Annotated in this window: 16 protein-coding genes; 13 read left to right on the top strand and 3 right to left on the bottom strand. The window is 51.4% G+C overall.

The window, feature by feature from the left end:
- Positions 1 to 13: 13 nt before the first annotated feature.
- The 6 genes from NNL35_RS21480 to spo0A all read left to right on the top strand — a co-directional run bounded on the left by NNL35_RS21480 (position 14) and on the right by spo0A (position 6,205).
- Positions 14 to 844 carry a TlyA family RNA methyltransferase gene (locus tag NNL35_RS21480; protein WP_254553711.1) on the top strand — a complete coding sequence of 277 codons (831 nt, stop codon included), beginning with the start codon at positions 14 to 16 and terminating at the stop codon, positions 842 to 844.
- Positions 845 to 964: 120 nt separating this feature from the next.
- On the top strand, positions 965 to 1,426 hold the full coding sequence (locus tag NNL35_RS21475; protein WP_254553710.1) for a DNA-binding protein: 462 nt from the start codon (positions 965 to 967) through the stop codon (positions 1,424 to 1,426).
- An 81-nt stretch (positions 1,427 to 1,507) separates the two neighbouring features.
- Positions 1,508 to 1,957 (top strand): transcriptional regulator AhrC/ArgR, encoded by a 450-nt coding sequence (ahrC, locus tag NNL35_RS21470; RefSeq protein WP_006676767.1) that lies wholly within the window; start codon positions 1,508 to 1,510, stop codon positions 1,955 to 1,957.
- Between the two features lie 23 nt (positions 1,958 to 1,980).
- Positions 1,981 to 3,702 (top strand): DNA repair protein RecN, encoded by a 1,722-nt coding sequence (recN, locus tag NNL35_RS21465; RefSeq protein ID WP_006676768.1) that lies wholly within the window; start codon positions 1,981 to 1,983, stop codon positions 3,700 to 3,702.
- 120 nt (positions 3,703 to 3,822) lie between these two features.
- Entirely contained in the window at positions 3,823 to 5,160 is a 1,338-nt protein-coding gene (spoIVB, locus tag NNL35_RS21460; protein ID WP_111155074.1) for a SpoIVB peptidase, read from the top strand.
- 226 nt (positions 5,161 to 5,386) lie between these two features.
- The gene (spo0A, locus tag NNL35_RS21455; protein WP_006676770.1) at positions 5,387 to 6,205 is read left to right on the top strand and encodes a sporulation transcription factor Spo0A; all 819 of its coding nucleotides are present in this window, start codon (positions 5,387 to 5,389) and stop codon (positions 6,203 to 6,205) included.
- Between the two features lie 540 nt (positions 6,206 to 6,745).
- On the opposite strand, the gene NNL35_RS21450 is transcribed toward spo0A, so the two are convergent.
- Positions 6,746 to 6,970, bottom strand: coding sequence for a helix-turn-helix domain-containing protein (locus NNL35_RS21450; protein ID WP_006676771.1), 225 nt, complete (start codon positions 6,968 to 6,970; stop codon positions 6,746 to 6,748).
- A gap of 379 nt (positions 6,971 to 7,349) precedes the next feature.
- On the opposite strand from NNL35_RS21450, the gene NNL35_RS21445 reads away from it, so the two are divergent.
- The 5 genes from NNL35_RS21445 to NNL35_RS21425 all read left to right on the top strand — a co-directional run bounded on the left by NNL35_RS21445 (position 7,350) and on the right by NNL35_RS21425 (position 10,783).
- Positions 7,350 to 7,691 (top strand): hypothetical protein, encoded by a 342-nt coding sequence (locus tag NNL35_RS21445; RefSeq protein WP_006676772.1) that lies wholly within the window; start codon positions 7,350 to 7,352, stop codon positions 7,689 to 7,691.
- On the top strand, positions 7,688 to 8,014 hold the full coding sequence (locus tag NNL35_RS21440) for a hypothetical protein (RefSeq protein ID WP_006676773.1): 327 nt from the start codon (positions 7,688 to 7,690) through the stop codon (positions 8,012 to 8,014). Before NNL35_RS21445 ends, NNL35_RS21440 begins: the two co-directional genes overlap by 4 nt.
- A 226-nt stretch (positions 8,015 to 8,240) precedes the next feature.
- On the top strand, positions 8,241 to 9,062 hold the full coding sequence (locus NNL35_RS21435; RefSeq protein ID WP_006676774.1) for a MerR family transcriptional regulator: 822 nt from the start codon (positions 8,241 to 8,243) through the stop codon (positions 9,060 to 9,062).
- A gap of 23 nt (positions 9,063 to 9,085) precedes the next feature.
- Positions 9,086 to 10,108 (top strand): serine hydrolase domain-containing protein, encoded by a 1,023-nt coding sequence (locus NNL35_RS21430; RefSeq protein WP_006676775.1) that lies wholly within the window; start codon positions 9,086 to 9,088, stop codon positions 10,106 to 10,108.
- Positions 10,109 to 10,351: 243 nt separating this feature from the next.
- Positions 10,352 to 10,783 carry a type II toxin-antitoxin system HicB family antitoxin gene (locus NNL35_RS21425; protein WP_006676776.1) on the top strand — a complete coding sequence of 144 codons (432 nt, stop codon included), beginning with the start codon at positions 10,352 to 10,354 and terminating at the stop codon, positions 10,781 to 10,783.
- A gap of 357 nt (positions 10,784 to 11,140) precedes the next feature.
- On the opposite strand, the gene NNL35_RS21420 is transcribed toward NNL35_RS21425, so the two are convergent.
- Entirely contained in the window at positions 11,141 to 11,752 is a 612-nt protein-coding gene (locus NNL35_RS21420) for a DJ-1/PfpI family protein (RefSeq protein WP_006676777.1), read from the bottom strand.
- Positions 11,753 to 12,072: 320 nt separating this feature from the next.
- On the opposite strand from NNL35_RS21420, the gene NNL35_RS21415 reads away from it, so the two are divergent.
- Positions 12,073 to 13,581 (top strand): VanZ family protein, encoded by a 1,509-nt coding sequence (locus NNL35_RS21415; protein ID WP_006676778.1) that lies wholly within the window; start codon positions 12,073 to 12,075, stop codon positions 13,579 to 13,581.
- Between the two features lie 56 nt (positions 13,582 to 13,637).
- On the opposite strand, the gene NNL35_RS21410 is transcribed toward NNL35_RS21415, so the two are convergent.
- Positions 13,638 to 14,006 (bottom strand): DUF2627 domain-containing protein, encoded by a 369-nt coding sequence (locus NNL35_RS21410; protein ID WP_040731133.1) that lies wholly within the window; start codon positions 14,004 to 14,006, stop codon positions 13,638 to 13,640.
- 192 nt (positions 14,007 to 14,198) lie between these two features.
- On the opposite strand from NNL35_RS21410, the gene lpdA reads away from it, so the two are divergent.
- Complete coding sequence (lpdA, locus tag NNL35_RS21405) at positions 14,199 to 15,626, top strand: dihydrolipoyl dehydrogenase (RefSeq protein WP_006676780.1); 1,428 nt, start codon at positions 14,199 to 14,201, stop codon at positions 15,624 to 15,626.
- Positions 15,627 to 15,674: the final 48 nt, after the last annotated feature.

The following is a 15,674-nucleotide window of genomic DNA, read 5'->3' as shown; positions in this document are numbered from 1 at the left end:
ACAGGAGTACAGCATGTCCATACCGAAGGAACGGATTGATGTTCTGCTCGTGGAGCAGGCCTATTACGACAGTCGTGAAAAAGCGAAAGCCGCCATTATGGCCGGCTTGGTATATGTGAACGAGGAACGGATTGAGAAGGCGGGGACGAAGGTCCCCCGGGACGGAACGATTACGGTGAAGGGCGCGGTCCATCCTTATGTAAGCCGGGGCGGCTTGAAGCTGGAGAAGGCGATTCGCCACTTCGGCCTCTCGATGACGGATGCCGTCATGCTGGATATCGGTGCTTCAACAGGCGGATTTACCGACTGCGCCCTTCAGCATGGGGCGCGCTACGTGTATGCCATTGATGTCGGCTATAACCAGCTTGATTGGTCGCTTCGCAATGACGAGCGGGTGCATGTCATGGAGCGGACTAATTTCCGGTACACGGAGCCGGAGCATCTGCAAGGCCCGGTTCCGGATACGGCGACCATCGATGTGTCTTTTATCTCTCTCAAGCTGATTTTGCCGCCGCTTCAGGCGCTCATCGGTAAGCCGGGCCGGGTCATCGCGCTGATTAAGCCCCAATTCGAGGCGGGAAGAGACAAGGTCGGCAAATCGGGCGTCGTCCGGGATCCGGGGACGCATGAGCAGGTGCTGAGGGAGATTTTGGATTTTGCCGCATCATTGGGCTTCCGTCTGGAAGGATTGACCTATTCTCCTATTACGGGAGGAGAAGGGAATATCGAGTTTTTGGCCTATTGGAGCGTGCCGGAAGGCGGCTCGCCGGAACCCGCGGCATCCCGCGAGCAGATTCACGGGGTCGTCCACGAAGCCAATTCGGTCTTCCGCTCGACCTCTTAATCCTTCATTCGATTCCATCCGCAGAAGCTCATCCGGGACAGACATCCGACGGATGAGCTTTCTTTATGCATTGGCAGGCAGCGGCGGTTCGCTTGCCATCATAGCGGGGTGGTGATTCCATTGAGCGATATTTGGGTAATGGGATTGATTTTTATCGGGATACTGATTTGGATCGGCTTCGGCGTGCGGCAGTACGCCCATTCTCCCGAGCCGATGGAGGATGTCTGCCTTAGCGATCGGTTTCCGGAGGATGAGGAAGCGCTGCAGCTCGTCGAGGATGCCGGGTATGAGCTGATTGGCGGCAAGTTCTGCATGCCCTTGCATTTCACGGCAGACGGAGAGGAGATCGATGCCCGCATCTGGATCGATATGATCGTCAAGCGCGACAATCAGTGGTATATTGTTCGTATCGCACGCGAACGGATGCAGCTCGATTGGGACGGCAGCGGCATGAAGCGGCAGTGGATGCCTTACTTCGCCGCCTATCCCGACAGCGCCGGCCTGCTAGTCGTAGATATGTTGGAACGCAGGGTGCGCCTGATTCGCATGGACTGGGGGGAAGCCTATGTCCACGGTGATTAAGGCAATACTAAGGATATCAACAACCGTCTCGCTGGCTGCAGCCAAGGCCAAGAGTAGAAGGAACGAAAACGGAGGGCTCATATGAAAGGTCAACGACATATCAAAATTAGGGAAATCATAATGAACAACGAGATCGAAACCCAGGATGAATTAGTCGATGCCTTACGGAGCGCAGGCTACCACGTGACGCAGGCTACCGTGTCCAGGGACATGAAGGAACTGCATTTGATCAAAGTTCCGATGAAAGACGGGCGGTACAAATATTCGCTGCCGGTCGATCAGCGATTCAACCCGGCCCAAAAGCTGAAGCGGTCGCTGCTGGATAACTTCATCAGCATCGACAGCACGGAAAATCTGGTCGTGATTAAATGTCTGCCGGGCACGGCGAACGCCATTGCCGTACTGATGGATAACATCGAGTGGCCGGAGATTATGGGCACCGTCTGCGGAGATGACACGATACTTATCATTTGCCGGACCAAGCAGCAAAGCGATCAAGTCGTAGCGCAAATTGAAGAGTATATTTCGTAAACGGCATCCTGGGAGGGGAGTCCATGTTAATCGCATTATCCATCACCAATCTGGCGGTCATTGAATCCGTTCAGCTTCAGTTTCATCAAGGATTTCACGTTCTGACCGGGGAGACAGGCGCCGGCAAATCGATTATTATTGATGCGCTCGGATTGATCGGGGGAGCCCGCGGTTCCTCGGAATTCGTGCGCTATGGCTGTGATCGGGCGGAAGTGGAGGCCTCCTTCGATCTGCCCGAAGATCATCCGGCATGGGAGGCTGTCGCGAAGCTGGGCATTCAGGCCAATGCAGAAGAATTGCTTATCATTCGCCGGGAATTGACGGCCAACGGCAAGAGCATGTGCCGCATCAATGGCCAAATGGTCAATCTGACGATGCTGCGGGAAGTTGGCGAGCTGCTGATCAATATCCACGGGCAGCACGAGCATCAATCTCTGCTCAAGGTAGAGCGGCATCTGGATTGGCTTGACGCTTACGGCGGGGAAGAGCTGGCTGCGCTCAAGAAGCGGTACCGCGAAGAATTCGGCTGCTTCATGGCGCTGCAGCATGAGCTGAACCAACTGAAGCAGACAAGCCAGCAAGCGTACCAGATGCTTGATCTGTACCGTTTTCAGATTGAAGAGCTTCACAATGCCGGCCTCCAGGTGGGCGAGGATGAATTATTGGCGGAAGAAAAGCGCAAACTAGCAAATGCCGAGAAGCTGATGGATCATGTCAATCATGCTTATGAGCGGTTGTATGGTCAAGGCGCGATGGATGCGGTCAGCGTCGCCATCGCGAAGCTCGAGGACGTCATGCCGTATGATCCCGCGCGGTTCCAGCCGATGGTCGAACAGCTGCAGACCGCCTATTATCAATTGGAGGATGCGGCATATCAGCTGCGCGACTACCGGGAGAATATCGAATTCAATCCGGAGCGGTTGGAGCAGATTGAGGATCGGCTGGAGCAGTTGAACGGGTTGAAGCGGAAATATGGAGCGACAGTGGAAGAAATGATCGCTTATGGCGAACGGATACAGGCTGAGGCGGATAAAATCGAGCATAAGGATGAGCGGATTGCCGCTCTGGAGAAGGAAGGCGAGGAGCGGCTCGCGAAGCTGGCCAAGCGGGCACGGGCATTAAGCGATGCCAGACGGGAATTATCCGATAAGCTGACGAAGCGGATCGAGAAGCAGCTGCAGCATCTTCATATGGAACGAACCCGACTCGATGTCCGTCTGGAACGGCTTCAGGACGGACAAGGCTTCGACGTGAACGGAGTGAACGTCCGCTTCACGAAGAACGGATGGGACGATGCGGAATTCCTGATTTCTCCGAATCCGGGCGAACCGCTGCGTCCGCTGCATAAGATCGCATCCGGCGGGGAACTGTCGCGGATTATGCTGGCGTTGAAGACGATATTTGCCGAGATGGATCGCATTCCGGTGCTGGTCTTCGATGAGGTGGATACCGGAGTAAGCGGCCGGGCGGCCCAGGCCATCGCGGAGAAGCTGGCGGAAGTATCTCGCAGCGGCCAAGTGTTCGCGATTACTCACCTCCCGCAAGTCGCCTGCATGGCGGATCATCATTACTACATAGAGAAGCTGGTGCGGGATGAACGCACATCGACCCAGGTAACGGAATTGCAGGAACAAGGGCGTGTTGCCGAACTGGCTCGCATGCTTGGCGGAGTGGAAGTAACGGAAAGAACCATGCATCATGCTCAAGAAATGCTGAAGTTGGCTGAACGTCAAAAAGGTGCGTAATTCAAGGGCTTGAGGAATGATTTTCACTCATAAAACGCTGGGGTCAAGGTTACCTTAATGTTACGAAACGGGCACGCCCTTTTTCGTCAAAGCTTCCGTCAACAAAGGAGTGTGACACCTTTGAACCCCAACGCAAAACGGCTGCTCGGTCTAATGCTAGCCATTATTGTTTGTTTATGCTGCACCACAGCCCCTTTCCGCACCTACGCGGCTTTGCCTGATCATCTGCGCCTTTTTGAAGGAGAACACAAGCAACTGAATCTGGTCATGCCTGTGCAAGCGCAGGCCACCGTGGATCGGCCTGATATTCTGAAGGTCAACGGGCAGAGCGAGACCTCCTTCCGCTTATCGCTGCAGAAGCCGATCTCGCTGCAATCCTCCCAGACCGGACAGGCTGAATTGAAGCTGAAGCTGTTCGGCGGCATTCCGTTGAAGACGTTGAAGGTCAATGTCGTTCCTAACCTGCGGGTCGTTCCCGGGGGGCAGACGATCGGCGTCAAGGTCAAATCGTCGGGGATTCTCGTCGTCGGGCACCATCTTGTTCATGTCGGACCTGAGCGCAAAATATCGCCGGGTGAAGAAGCAGGCGTCCGGTTAGGCGACATGATTATGAGCATGAACGGAACCCGCCTTAACGATGTGACCAAGGTGGCGGATATTGTTCGCGAAGCCGGCGAGAAGAAACAGGCGATTGAACTGATCATTCAGCGGGGCGACACCGAGATGAAGACGAAGCTGAAGCCGGCCTATGATGTGGAGGATAAGACCTGGCGGCTTGGGTTATATATCCGGGATTCCGCCGCGGGGGTAGGCACGCTTACTTTTTATGCTCCCGATCAAGGGGTGTACGGGGCACTTGGCCATGTCATTACCGACATGGATACACAGACGCCCATCACGGTAGGCCAGGGCGAAATTGTTCAGTCCAATGTAACCTCCATCTCCAAAAGCCAGAATGGCGAGCCTGGCGAGAAGCGGGCTCATTTCTTGAAGGAAAGCCGCGTATTGGGCAATATTGAACGCAATACACCGTTTGGCATTTTTGGCAAAATGACGAATCAGCCGGAGCATAGTCTGTACACGGAGCCGATCCCTGTCGCTTTCAGCGAGGAAGTGCAGGAAGGCCCCGCCGAAATGCTTACGGTCGTCAACGGCCAGCAGGTGGAACGATTCAAGCTGGAAGTGGTTCATGTGACGAAGCAGACGTCACCGGCCACCAAAGGGATGGTCATCCGCATTACAGACCCTAGATTGCTGCAAAAGACCGGGGGCATTGTCCAAGGGATGAGCGGAAGTCCCATCATACAGAATGGCAAGCTCATTGGCGCCGTCACTCACGTGTTCGTCAATGATCCGAGCTCCGGCTACGGTTGCTTCATTGAATGGATGCTGCAGGATGCGGGCGTGGTGCTCTCGCCACCCCCGACCTCCAGCAGGGAAGGCTCACATGCTGCGTGAGCCTTCTTTTTATGCGCTTATTCGCCTTTTGCATGTCGAAGGAATACGAATGATGTAGAAAAAATGAATAACTATACATTATAAATCATGTTCCTAAAAAAATAAAGAAAAAAAGTTTTCGACAGAAGGAATTTCATTCTTGGTGTCGAATAAGTTATTCTTGTAGAGGAAAGCCAACGACATGAATGTTCGGGAATGCTAAACTTTGACAAGGGAGGATCAGAAGTTGCAAAAGATCGAAATACTGTTAGCGGACGACAACCGAGAGTTCACGAACTTATTAGCTGATTTTTTATCGGAACAGGAAGACATGGTTGTCACCGGTGTCGCCTATAATGGCGAAGAGGTGCTTCAATTCCTGGAACAGACGAGAGCGGTGCCTGATGTGCTCATTCTCGATATTATTATGCCTCACCTGGACGGTCTGGGCGTGTTAGAACGTTTACGCAGTATGAATCTGTCCCCGCAACCGAAGATCATCATGCTGACCGCATTCGGCCAGGAGAGCATTACGCAGCGTGCCGTGCAGCTCGGCGCGTCATATTATATCCTGAAGCCGTTCGACATGGATATCCTGGCGAACCGCATCCGGCAGCTGGCTGGCGTCGCTTCGACTCCGTCCGTAGGCGGCTCCAATGCCGGCAGCTACATGACCTCCTCGAAGTCGAATGTCGTCCAATTGGGCAAGACCAAGAATTTGGATGCAAATATTACGTCCATCATACATGAAATCGGCGTTCCGGCGCATATTAAAGGATATCAGTACTTGCGCGAAGCGATTACGATGGTGTACAACAACATCGAAATTCTCGGCTCCATCACGAAAACGCTGTATCCGGCCATTGCCGAGAAATACAAAACGACGCCTTCCCGCGTCGAGCGCGCGATTCGCCATGCCATCGAGGTGGCCTGGACCCGCGGCAACATCGACAGCATCAGCCGCCTGTTCGGCTACACGATCAACATCAGCAAGTCGAAGCCAACCAACAGCGAATTCATCGCGATGGTTGCCGATAAGCTGCGGATTGAGCATAAGGTGTCGTGAAAGGCGTAGTGGGGGTTGGCGGGGGATTTTGAACGTTTATGCTCGATAACTTGTCGGTGTCGTAACAAAAGACATGCAATCGTTAGAATTCTCGAAATCCCTTTTTTAAACCCGTTCGTCGATATTGTTCGGATTATCGTTGGGACTGCACGTGAAAAAGCCCTGCCGTTGCTGGCGGGGCCGTTTCTTTGTTCGGTGGTTTTCACCGGTATAATTGCCATGCAATAGAATGGCTTTGTGGGTGGTCGGCTAATCTCCCGTAAGGGAGGTGATGCCAGTGTGTGTATATAAAGCGCTATCCGTAATTCGGAATATGGAGAATCGCGTTATTGATTTTTGTCGTGACGCTGCTGATATACCTGCACACAAAGAAATAGACCGCCCTCGCGAAAAGGTTAGCGGTCTATTTCCAACACCATAAAAGCCAGCGCCTTTGAAGCGGCTATTGCACTGGAGTCGTGTTCGAGCACGGCTCCTTTTCTATTTATATGATAGCATAGCATATCGATTTTTAAACGTCTACTTTATTTGGTCTCTGTTCTAATCGTTTGTTTCTGTTTCTTCAAATTGCAATAGAACAGATATATCTTTGATATTTAGGGCGTGGGCAATCTTCTCTAACATCTCTAAATTAACCTCCTGTCTATTTGCGCTACAGAGTTTTGAGATTCTAGCCTGCGCCACTCCTGATAGTTCAGAAAGCTCCATTTGGGTAAGTCCTCTTTCCTTCAAAACTTCCTTGAGCTTGATCTTAATTTTCAACATTTTATAATTTCCCCTTGATATATTATGACCATAAGCGTATATTATTAATATAACCTCAAGCGTATACTGCTGTTAAAATTATACTCTTTTTTTCGGAAAAGTATACACTTTTCTGCTAGTTTCCTATTGCCAATAAGGGGTGAATCGCATGTGTATGGTGCAAAGCTATGTCAAACAGCTTAATAAGCTCAATCGAAGTGATACGGACGAGCTTGCCTCGAATCAGTCCGTCAAGGCGGCGCTTGATTCGTAGGTAGAGGCCGTCAATCAGCGTTACCGGAAAGCGTACGGAAAGCAAACGGATTAGACGCAGCTTGAACGTTATGATGACCATTACCGACATTGTTGAGGAAATCAATATTAAGGAGGGAGTAACGACATGAAAACGATGGATATGGCGATAAATCAACGAGACGCACAACTTCTTGCGAAGGGCGAGAGAACGACTGAATTGCTGAACGTAGTCCTCAAAGTAGACCGGGAGGAATACCTAGCCGCAGAAAGCGACGCGCTAATGATTCGCAGCGAGAAGGTACCGTGGGCCGATCCGGCAAAGTCCAGCTTCGATAAGAAACGCGTTAAACGGCCGGTATTCCTTCCGAGCGTTATACACAGCATCGCACCGCAGACATTGGCCGACGAGGTTGCCGGAGTAGGTACGGTGACATACGACCAAATGTTGAAGCTCGGTTTCATTATAGAGCAGGTAAGCGCGGCATGAAACAGGCGGTCATAGAACTGGATCTCGGCTATGAGATCATCCATCTGAACGGGTATTTAGTCGCAGACGATTACCTAGTCGCTATCGAGAATAATGTAATGTGGATGTATCATGTGTGCAAGAAGGACGAAGGTGACGTATATACCAGCACAAAGGCCGGATTATGGCTGGGGCTGTTAAAACGTAAAGAAGCCGACGAACAGGCGCTTATATTACGAGTTCTCGACTTCCTTCGGAATTTAACATTTTACGATTTTCTTCGGGATCATCACGACTGGACAATGGACTACAATTTTCAATTCGTCGAAGCCGTGACTTACTAACTTTATTTTCGATGTGCGCGGCTTGCGTGGTTTTGGCAGGTGTACAGCATTATCAATACCGAGTACTTCTGTTAAGGCTCTCCTTGCAGGGAAACCCACGTTAACGTTGGGTTCCTTTTTTATTTTGCCGTTGACTTTGCCCGTAGGGTAAAGCGTACAGTGAAATGGAATAAGATTGATATGTAAAGCATTTCGTCCGTAAAAAATGAAGAATGGAGGTGACCTCTTGCTATCGATTGGAGAATTCTCAAAGATATGCGGAGTGTCTACAAAAACGCTTCGATATTATGCTGAAATTGGGCTAATCCATCCTGATGAGATTAATCCCGAAAACGGTTATCGGTATTATTCCATCAGGCAACTCAAAAAGATGCTCCTGATTAACCGTCTGAAATCTTATTATTTTTCTCTCGAAGAAATTAAAGACATTTTGGAATGGGAAGAGGATCAATCAGAAGATAAGCTTCGTTCTGCCCTGAATCGCAAGCGAAGGGAAGTACAGGAAAAGATAAATGCTTTCGCATATGCCCTAAATCAAATGAATCGCGATATTGCAAATTTAGAGAAGGGCATGCCAATGATGTCACACCTTGACCATATAGAGGTGCAGCTTGTTGAAACCGGGCCAATGAATATCCTTTATATGCGGCAGATGCTGAGCAGTGATGACTATGTTGCAGGATATGGAACGTATTTTAGCGGGCTCTATACAAAAATTGCTACTGAAAAACTCACCCTGCTTGGTGCGCCGATGACGATTTATCACAGCCCGGAATACAATCCGGCCGGCAACGACACAGAGTTTGCCATCCCGGTAGCGGAAGCGGTAAAGGGAACGAGAGATTTCCCCGGAGGCCTTTGTGCGAAATCTGTGTTAAAGGGTTCATACTCAGAACTGACATCGGTATATGCCAGGCTGAGGGAATGGGTAGAAAATGAAGGCTATGAATTGGTGAAATCCCCATATGAAGTGTATGTAACCGACCCCAATCAAGTAGTGCCTGAAGATATCGTTACCGAAGTGTATTTTCCTGTAAAGAAAAAATAACGTCTTGTAGAGAGGTACCTATCATGCAAAGAAGTTACTGGCCAACGACAGAATGGCAAGCCGCAGACCCGGCAGCTTTAGAAATGGACGCTGACAAGCTGTTAGGGCTTGAACCTGCGATAAAATCCGAGTACAGCAATATAAACGGCATTGTGGTAGTGAGAAAAGGATACATTGCTTATGAAAGATATTTTAATGGCTATGGCCCGGATGATACGCATCATGTTGCATCTGTAACGAAAAGCATCCTATCTGCCCTTATTGGGATTGCCATAGATGCAGGATATATTCAAAATGTTGACCAGAAGGTGCTTGATTTTTTCCCCGAGTATGTGGCCGCCGACGCTGTTGGGCAGAAGCGGGACATCACGATTCGCCATCTTCTCACGATGACGGCTCCCTATCCATTTGAGAACTGGCATGAACCGTTGGACAAGCTGTGCATGCAACCCGATTGGGTAAAGTATACGCTGGATATACTGGGCCAAAAAGGGAGTATCGGAGCTTTCAAATATTCCACCGCCGGGGCGCACCTGCTTTCAGCCATTATCACTCGCAGCACCGGAAAAAGCGCCCGTGAGTTTGCCGACCAACATTTATGTAAACCGATCGGCATGAGAGAAATCCCGAATTTCGAAATGAAATCATTCGGCTTTGACGACTTATTCGGGAAAAACGTGAAAGGATGGGTTACGGATCCTCAAGGCAACTCCACGGGAGGGTGGGGACTTACGTTAACTGCCCGGGATATGGCACGGTTTGGCGTTTTGTATCTGCACCGTGGCATGTGGGACCATCACCAGGTGATTTCGGGAACATGGATTGACCAGTCAACGGAGATGAACCCCAATCATTACGGGTATCTATGGTGGTTGCGCGAAGAGGACGGAGTTTTTGCCTACTCGGCACTAGGCGATGGCGGTAATGTCATTTGCTGCATTCCGGAAAAGGAACTGGTCGTTGCCATTGCATCCGAATTCAGCATCAATCCGCGTGATCGATGGACACTGATTAAGGAAGGCATTATCCCGGCTGTACTGGATTAAATATATATTTGCCTAGGCTAACCATGATCAAGGTAGCCCAGCTATAAATTGTTTAAGCTACCCGCAAACTCCATTTTGATTACCGAAATGGAGTTTCTTTGTATTAAAAATCATCCCCCTTTTTTCACTTTCTTGTGAAGCTTAAAATCTAAGCGATTAACAGGCTCCTCATTTTTCACCAGCAGTTTATAAGTTCCGATATAGTAGAGGAGTTATGGAATAATAGTAAGGGAGTTGAAAATTATGAAAGACCGATATATCTTTGCTGCGATCTTCGATTATGCAGATGATGGTATTTCCGTGAGGTTCCCGGACTTACCCGGAGCATTTTCTTGCGGGGAGACCGACGAAGAGGCGTTTCGTATGGCAAAAGAATGTCTTGCGGTCCATCTGTACGGGATGGAACAAGACGGAGAAGTGATTCCGGAACCAACCCGTACGCTTGACCTTAGACTCCATGCTAACGAGTCGGCTGTTCTCGTCGACGTATGGATGCCGCCCTTCCGTGACTATATGGCGCAGAAGGCTGTCAAGAAAACGTTAACCATTACGAAATGGCTTAACGACGCTGCGGAAGAGGCGAATGTTAATTTCTCGCGAATTCTTCAGGATGGATTGAAGTCGTATCTTGGCGTATCTGACCGCAAGTCATATGAAAAAGGCCCTGTTGAATAAAACGGGATTTAACTGATAGTCGACGCCTCACATACGTATTTGGGCTCCTGAAGCATGGGGAGAATGATTATAGGGCGGAATAAACCCATATGCGTCTGTCCTGACTGATGGGGAGAGTGCGAATAAAGGTTAGCGCGGATGCATTTACTTGGTCTCCAGGGAGTTGCTCTTCATGAATATAAGCATGCGGTGAAGGCAAAGCCCCACAAGCGGATATATCCCGCCGGGGGCTTTTCCATTATCTAACCAGGCAGTCCAAAAGTCGTGCGGTGTTAACGCCAGTTCTTTTCAATGGAGCGATGAGCAGGGTTGATTCTGGCATTGTCTCTGTTTTAACCTCATCAAGTTAGATCTGCTTTATGATGTTTTTTCCGGCTCATTCGATAAATCAATATCATACTCCATTCTTTTGGCCGTGCGTTCGGCAACGTCCTTGCCCAGCAGCCGGCTGACGAGATGGAAGGACATATTAATGCCCGCCGAGATGCCGCCGGATGTGACGATATTGCCTTCATCGACATATTTGACGTCTCGCTTCACCGTCAGGTTAGGGTAGTCATTTTCCAACCGATCGTAGGAATTCCAATGGGTTGTTACGGTCTTGCCGTCGAGCAATCCGGCTTCTGCCAAGATTAAGGCCCCGGTGCAGACTGAGGCCATAATATTTACCTCATCCATGCGATTCTGCACCCATTGAATCGTCGTCTTGTTATACATTTCTGTCCGGCTTCCCGGGCCGCCGGGCACGATGAGAATATCGAAGCGAGGTGCATGGTCATAGCTGTAATCGGGCTGTACTTTTAACCCGTTCCGCGCGGTTACCAGCTTGCCGTCTTCTGACACGGTTTGCACGAGAAAAGGACTGGCTGTAGAGTTCAGCGTCTGCTCCGTTACGGCGAAGACTTCAAATGGCCCTGCGAAATCAAGTACCTCTACGTCGTTATACAGTAAAATTCCTACATGAATCACGGCTCGTTGATTCCTCCTTTATCCGATTTGGCTGTTGCATGTTGCCATTTTATCAGGCTTCGCATGGAAAAACATGACGAAAAAGGGCTATAAAATAAGAAGAAATTTTGAATTGTCAGGTTCGAGAAATGGCCTCGGTTCGCTGGGATGGTGCATTGCACGATTTTTATTGGAGAATTCGGCGAAATACGGTAAAATAGACGAGCGTTGAAGGAATCGCCGCATACGTCTGCGTCCAAAATAAGACTTCGGTGTGCGGCAGCCATACGCTATTTACATACAAAAACATGACTGTGCAACAAAGGGGTAAGCCAGCAACGATGAATGCTTATTTATTTCCGATCAAAATCGCGTTGATCACATTTCCGATCGCGGCCTTTTTTCTGACACTGCCGTTTTTAATCGTGCAGTACCGCAAATATGGCTACGTGAACAAAGTACGGTCCTTTGTGCTGTACTCGATGCTGCTTTATTTTATTTCAGCGTACTATCTCGTCATTCTGCCTCTGCCAGCCAATCGCGATAACTGCGTGCCCGGCGGGAGCGGTGTATTTTCTCAATGGATTCCATTCACATTTATCCGCGACATTATGAAGGAGACGAATGTCGTCTGGTCCCAGCCTTCGACCTATGTGACGATATTAGGGGAGCGGGCTTTCTGGCAGGCGGCCTTCAACGTCGCATTAACATTGCCGTTGGGGGTCTATCTTCGTTATTATTTCCGAAAATCGTTCTTGGCGACGACGATTATCGCCTTTGTTGTGTCTCTCTTTTTCGAGACGACGCAGCGCACGGGCTTATACGGGATCTATGCGTGCCCATACCGGCTGTTCGATGTCGATGATTTGATGCTCAATACGGTCGGCGGGATGCTTGGATTTGTGCTGGCTCCCTTGATTACGTATTTCCTGCCGCATAGCAGCAAATTGGATGCGGACGTGGATCTGACGCGCAGGCCGGTTGGCTTCATTCGCCGGGCGATTGCCCTCTGGCTCGACTATTTGTGCATCGGATTTATTTACTGGATTATCGCCATTTTCATGGTGGCGGCCAACGGGAATGACGTCGATCACTTCCTGAACTACTTGGAGTCCAATGGATGGGTGCTGGCGATAACGATTTTCGTCTATTTCATTCTGATGCCGCTGTGGACCGAAGGGAAGACATTCGGCAAATGGGTGACGCGCATTCATCTGATCGATGACCGCTTGGCGGCGGATCCGGAGCGGACGAACAAGCTTTCTTTCAAAGGTCTGCTCATCCGGTACGGCTTGCTGTATTTCGGTATCGGCGGGATCAATTATGTATTTTTCTACGTGTTGAATTCCGGTTATCTCGCCGAATTGGGCGGGTTCGCGCCGATTGTCATCATTTTATGGCTCGTCTTCAATGCGTTCGTGGGTCTGCATGTGCTGCTGCATATTTTCCGGCGGGATAAGCGTCTCTTCTATGAAAAGATGAGCGGAACCCGCAACGCCATCACGATACCGGACCGGATGCTGCCTTACGCGGGATCGGCCGTTCCGGAAGAGACGAGGGAGGATGCAGAAGAGAATCCTCCCGTCCGCCGTACGATGGAGTTCCAGGATGGATCGCAGCTTATTATTCGGGCGGATGCTGTGGCGGAGCCGCAGGAGGAGCTATCTGTGGACGAGATACCCGATCCTCAACATGGTGCCTCTGCTGCATCGGGCGGGCCCGATGCAGGGGCGGAGCAGGAAGAGAAGGCCGCAGAAGACGAGGCGAAGCAATGGAGCCGGGAGGAGCAGGTAGAGCGGGAACTGGCGCGGCTGCGCGCCAAGCTGGATCAAGACCGGTCCGATAAATAAGAGGAAAAGCAAAAACGGTCTCCAACCGTCCGGAAGGGCGGGGAGACCGTTTTGTGCTATGACGAGGCCGGAGGTTCGGAAGACGAACCATCGCGGGCACTGGCCTGCTGATCGATCATGGGCTTGAACGAGGCCGGCCGCGGCCCCTTCTTCTTGCGGAAGCGGGGGGCGACGTAATTCCGCTTGCGGTCGCGGTAGAACACCCAACCGCCGATAAAGGCGACTCCGATGGCGAACATGACGAAGCCGCCAAGGAAAGGAAGCCAGCCGAAGGAAGGGGCGGCGAGACTGTCATTCCCATGGTCGGCGATGTAATCGAAGATGACGTTCTTCATCGTCAAAAAGCCGAAGGTCGCAAGAAGGCCCGGAATGACGAGCAGCAAGATGGCAATAAAGCGGGTTATCACATGCGTATCCTGTCTCATGAATAGATCACCTGTCGGAATATGTTCATCATTCATCATTAACTATGTTTTATCTTACCTTGAAATCGGGGGATTGTCTAATCAGATCGCGCCCTTGGGGCGAGGGCGGTTGACAGATTCAGGTTTGGCGGTGCCGGAAAAAGGGAGTACAATAGAACCAATGGATTCGGACGATAAAAAGGAGTGCTTGGTATGACAAAGCAAGTCGATGTAGCCATTTTGGGCGGAGGAACGGGCGGATATGTCGCGGCCATCGCGGCGGCGCAAGCGGGGAAATCGGTCGTCGTCATTGAACGGGAGAAGCTGGGCGGAACCTGCCTGCACCGCGGGTGCATTCCGAGCAAGGCGCTCCTGCGCAGCGCGGAAGTGTATCAGCAAGCGGTGAACGGTTCGGCCTACGGCATCGAGGTCGAGGGCGTGAAGCTGCGCTTTGACCATGTCCAGGCCCGCAAACGGGACGTTGTCGAGAAGCTGCATCAAGGGGTCTCGATGCTGATGCGGAAGCATGCGATTGAAGTGATTCATGGCACCGGACGGGTCATGGGGCCGTCGATTTTTTCCCCGAAGAGCGGTTCGGTGGCGGTTGAATACCCGGATAAGGAGGCCGATACGATCGTGCCGAAGCATCTCATTATCGCGACCGGATCCCGTCCGCGGATGCTGCCGGGACTGGACGCCGATGGAGACCTCATCGTTACGACGGATCAGGCGTTGGAATGGGAGAAGCTTCCGGCGCGCGTTGCCATATTGGGCGGCGGCGTCATCGGCGTCGAATGGGCATCGATGCTTGCCGACTTCGGCGTGGAGGTCGATGTCATCGAAGCGGGGGAGCGCATTGTCCCGATGGAAGAGGAAGAGACGGCGCGTGAGCTCCAGCGGCAATTGGCGAAGCGGGGCGTCCGCTTCCATACGAAGGCGGCGCTTCAGCCGGAAGCGGTACATAAGGATGAAGAGCGGGGAGAAGTTCATCTCATTATTGAGGAAAACGGGGAGAGCGTAAGCATAAATGCGGACAAGCTGCTCGTATCTATAGGAAGACAGGCTAATATCGAGAATATCGGCTTGGAAAATGTCGGCCTGGAAACGGAGAAAGGGTTCATCCGCGTCAACGAGTGGATGCAGACGAACGAGTCCCATATTTATGCGATTGGCGACGTGATCGGCGGCCTGCAACTGGCTCATGCCGCTGCAGCCGAAGGTCTGACCGCCGTGCGCCATCTGTGCGGCGATACGTCGGTTGGTTATGACTCGCGGAACATTCCGCGCGCGATCTACTCCCGTCCGGAAGCGGCCTCAATCGGCTGGACGGAGCAGGAAGCGAGAGCCGCAGGCTATGACGTGAAGGTCAGCCGCGTGCCGCTGCATGCGGTCGGCAAGTCACTGGTGCACGGCGAACCGGAAGGGTTCGCGAAGGTGATTGCGGATGCCCGGTCCCGCGATCTGCTCGGCGTTCATATTGTCGGGCCCCATGCGACCGAGCTGATCGGGGAAGCTTCGGCAGCCATGCTGCTGGATGCGACCGCGTGGGAGATGGGGCAGGTCATCCGGCCGCATCCGTCGCTCTCCGAGATATTGACCGAAGCGATGCTGGCCGTAGAAGGCAAAGCGATTCATATCTGACGCATCCGGAAGCGGAACCTGACTTTAGCTGATGTTTTCTTTTTCAGA

This window comes from Paenibacillus dendritiformis (genome assembly GCF_945605565.1).
Lineage (GTDB): Bacteria > Bacillota > Bacilli > Paenibacillales > Paenibacillaceae > Paenibacillus_B > Paenibacillus_B dendritiformis_A.
The sequence above is the reverse complement of the archived record's forward strand: the minus strand, read 5'-3'. Positions and strand labels throughout refer to the sequence as shown.

Coding starts and splice junctions, on each gene's coding strand:
- NNL35_RS21430 (WP_006676775.1), top strand. CDS start 9,086: ATGCAAAGAAGTTACTGGCCAACGACAGAATGGCAAGCCGCAGACCCG.
- NNL35_RS21440 (WP_006676773.1), top strand. CDS start 7,688: ATGAAACAGGCGGTCATAGAACTGGATCTCGGCTATGAGATCATCCAT.
- NNL35_RS21415 (WP_006676778.1), top strand. CDS start 12,073: ATGAATGCTTATTTATTTCCGATCAAAATCGCGTTGATCACATTTCCG.
- NNL35_RS21480 (WP_254553711.1), top strand. CDS start 14: ATGTCCATACCGAAGGAACGGATTGATGTTCTGCTCGTGGAGCAGGCC.
- lpdA (WP_006676780.1), top strand. CDS start 14,199: ATGACAAAGCAAGTCGATGTAGCCATTTTGGGCGGAGGAACGGGCGGA.
- NNL35_RS21445 (WP_006676772.1), top strand. CDS start 7,350: ATGAAAACGATGGATATGGCGATAAATCAACGAGACGCACAACTTCTT.
- NNL35_RS21425 (WP_006676776.1), top strand. CDS start 10,352: ATGAAAGACCGATATATCTTTGCTGCGATCTTCGATTATGCAGATGAT.
- ahrC (WP_006676767.1), top strand. CDS start 1,508: ATGAAAGGTCAACGACATATCAAAATTAGGGAAATCATAATGAACAAC.
- recN (WP_006676768.1), top strand. CDS start 1,981: ATGTTAATCGCATTATCCATCACCAATCTGGCGGTCATTGAATCCGTT.
- NNL35_RS21450 (WP_006676771.1), bottom strand. CDS start 6,970: ATGTTGAAAATTAAGATCAAGCTCAAGGAAGTTTTGAAGGAAAGAGGA.
- NNL35_RS21410 (WP_040731133.1), bottom strand. CDS start 14,006: ATGAGACAGGATACGCATGTGATAACCCGCTTTATTGCCATCTTGCTG.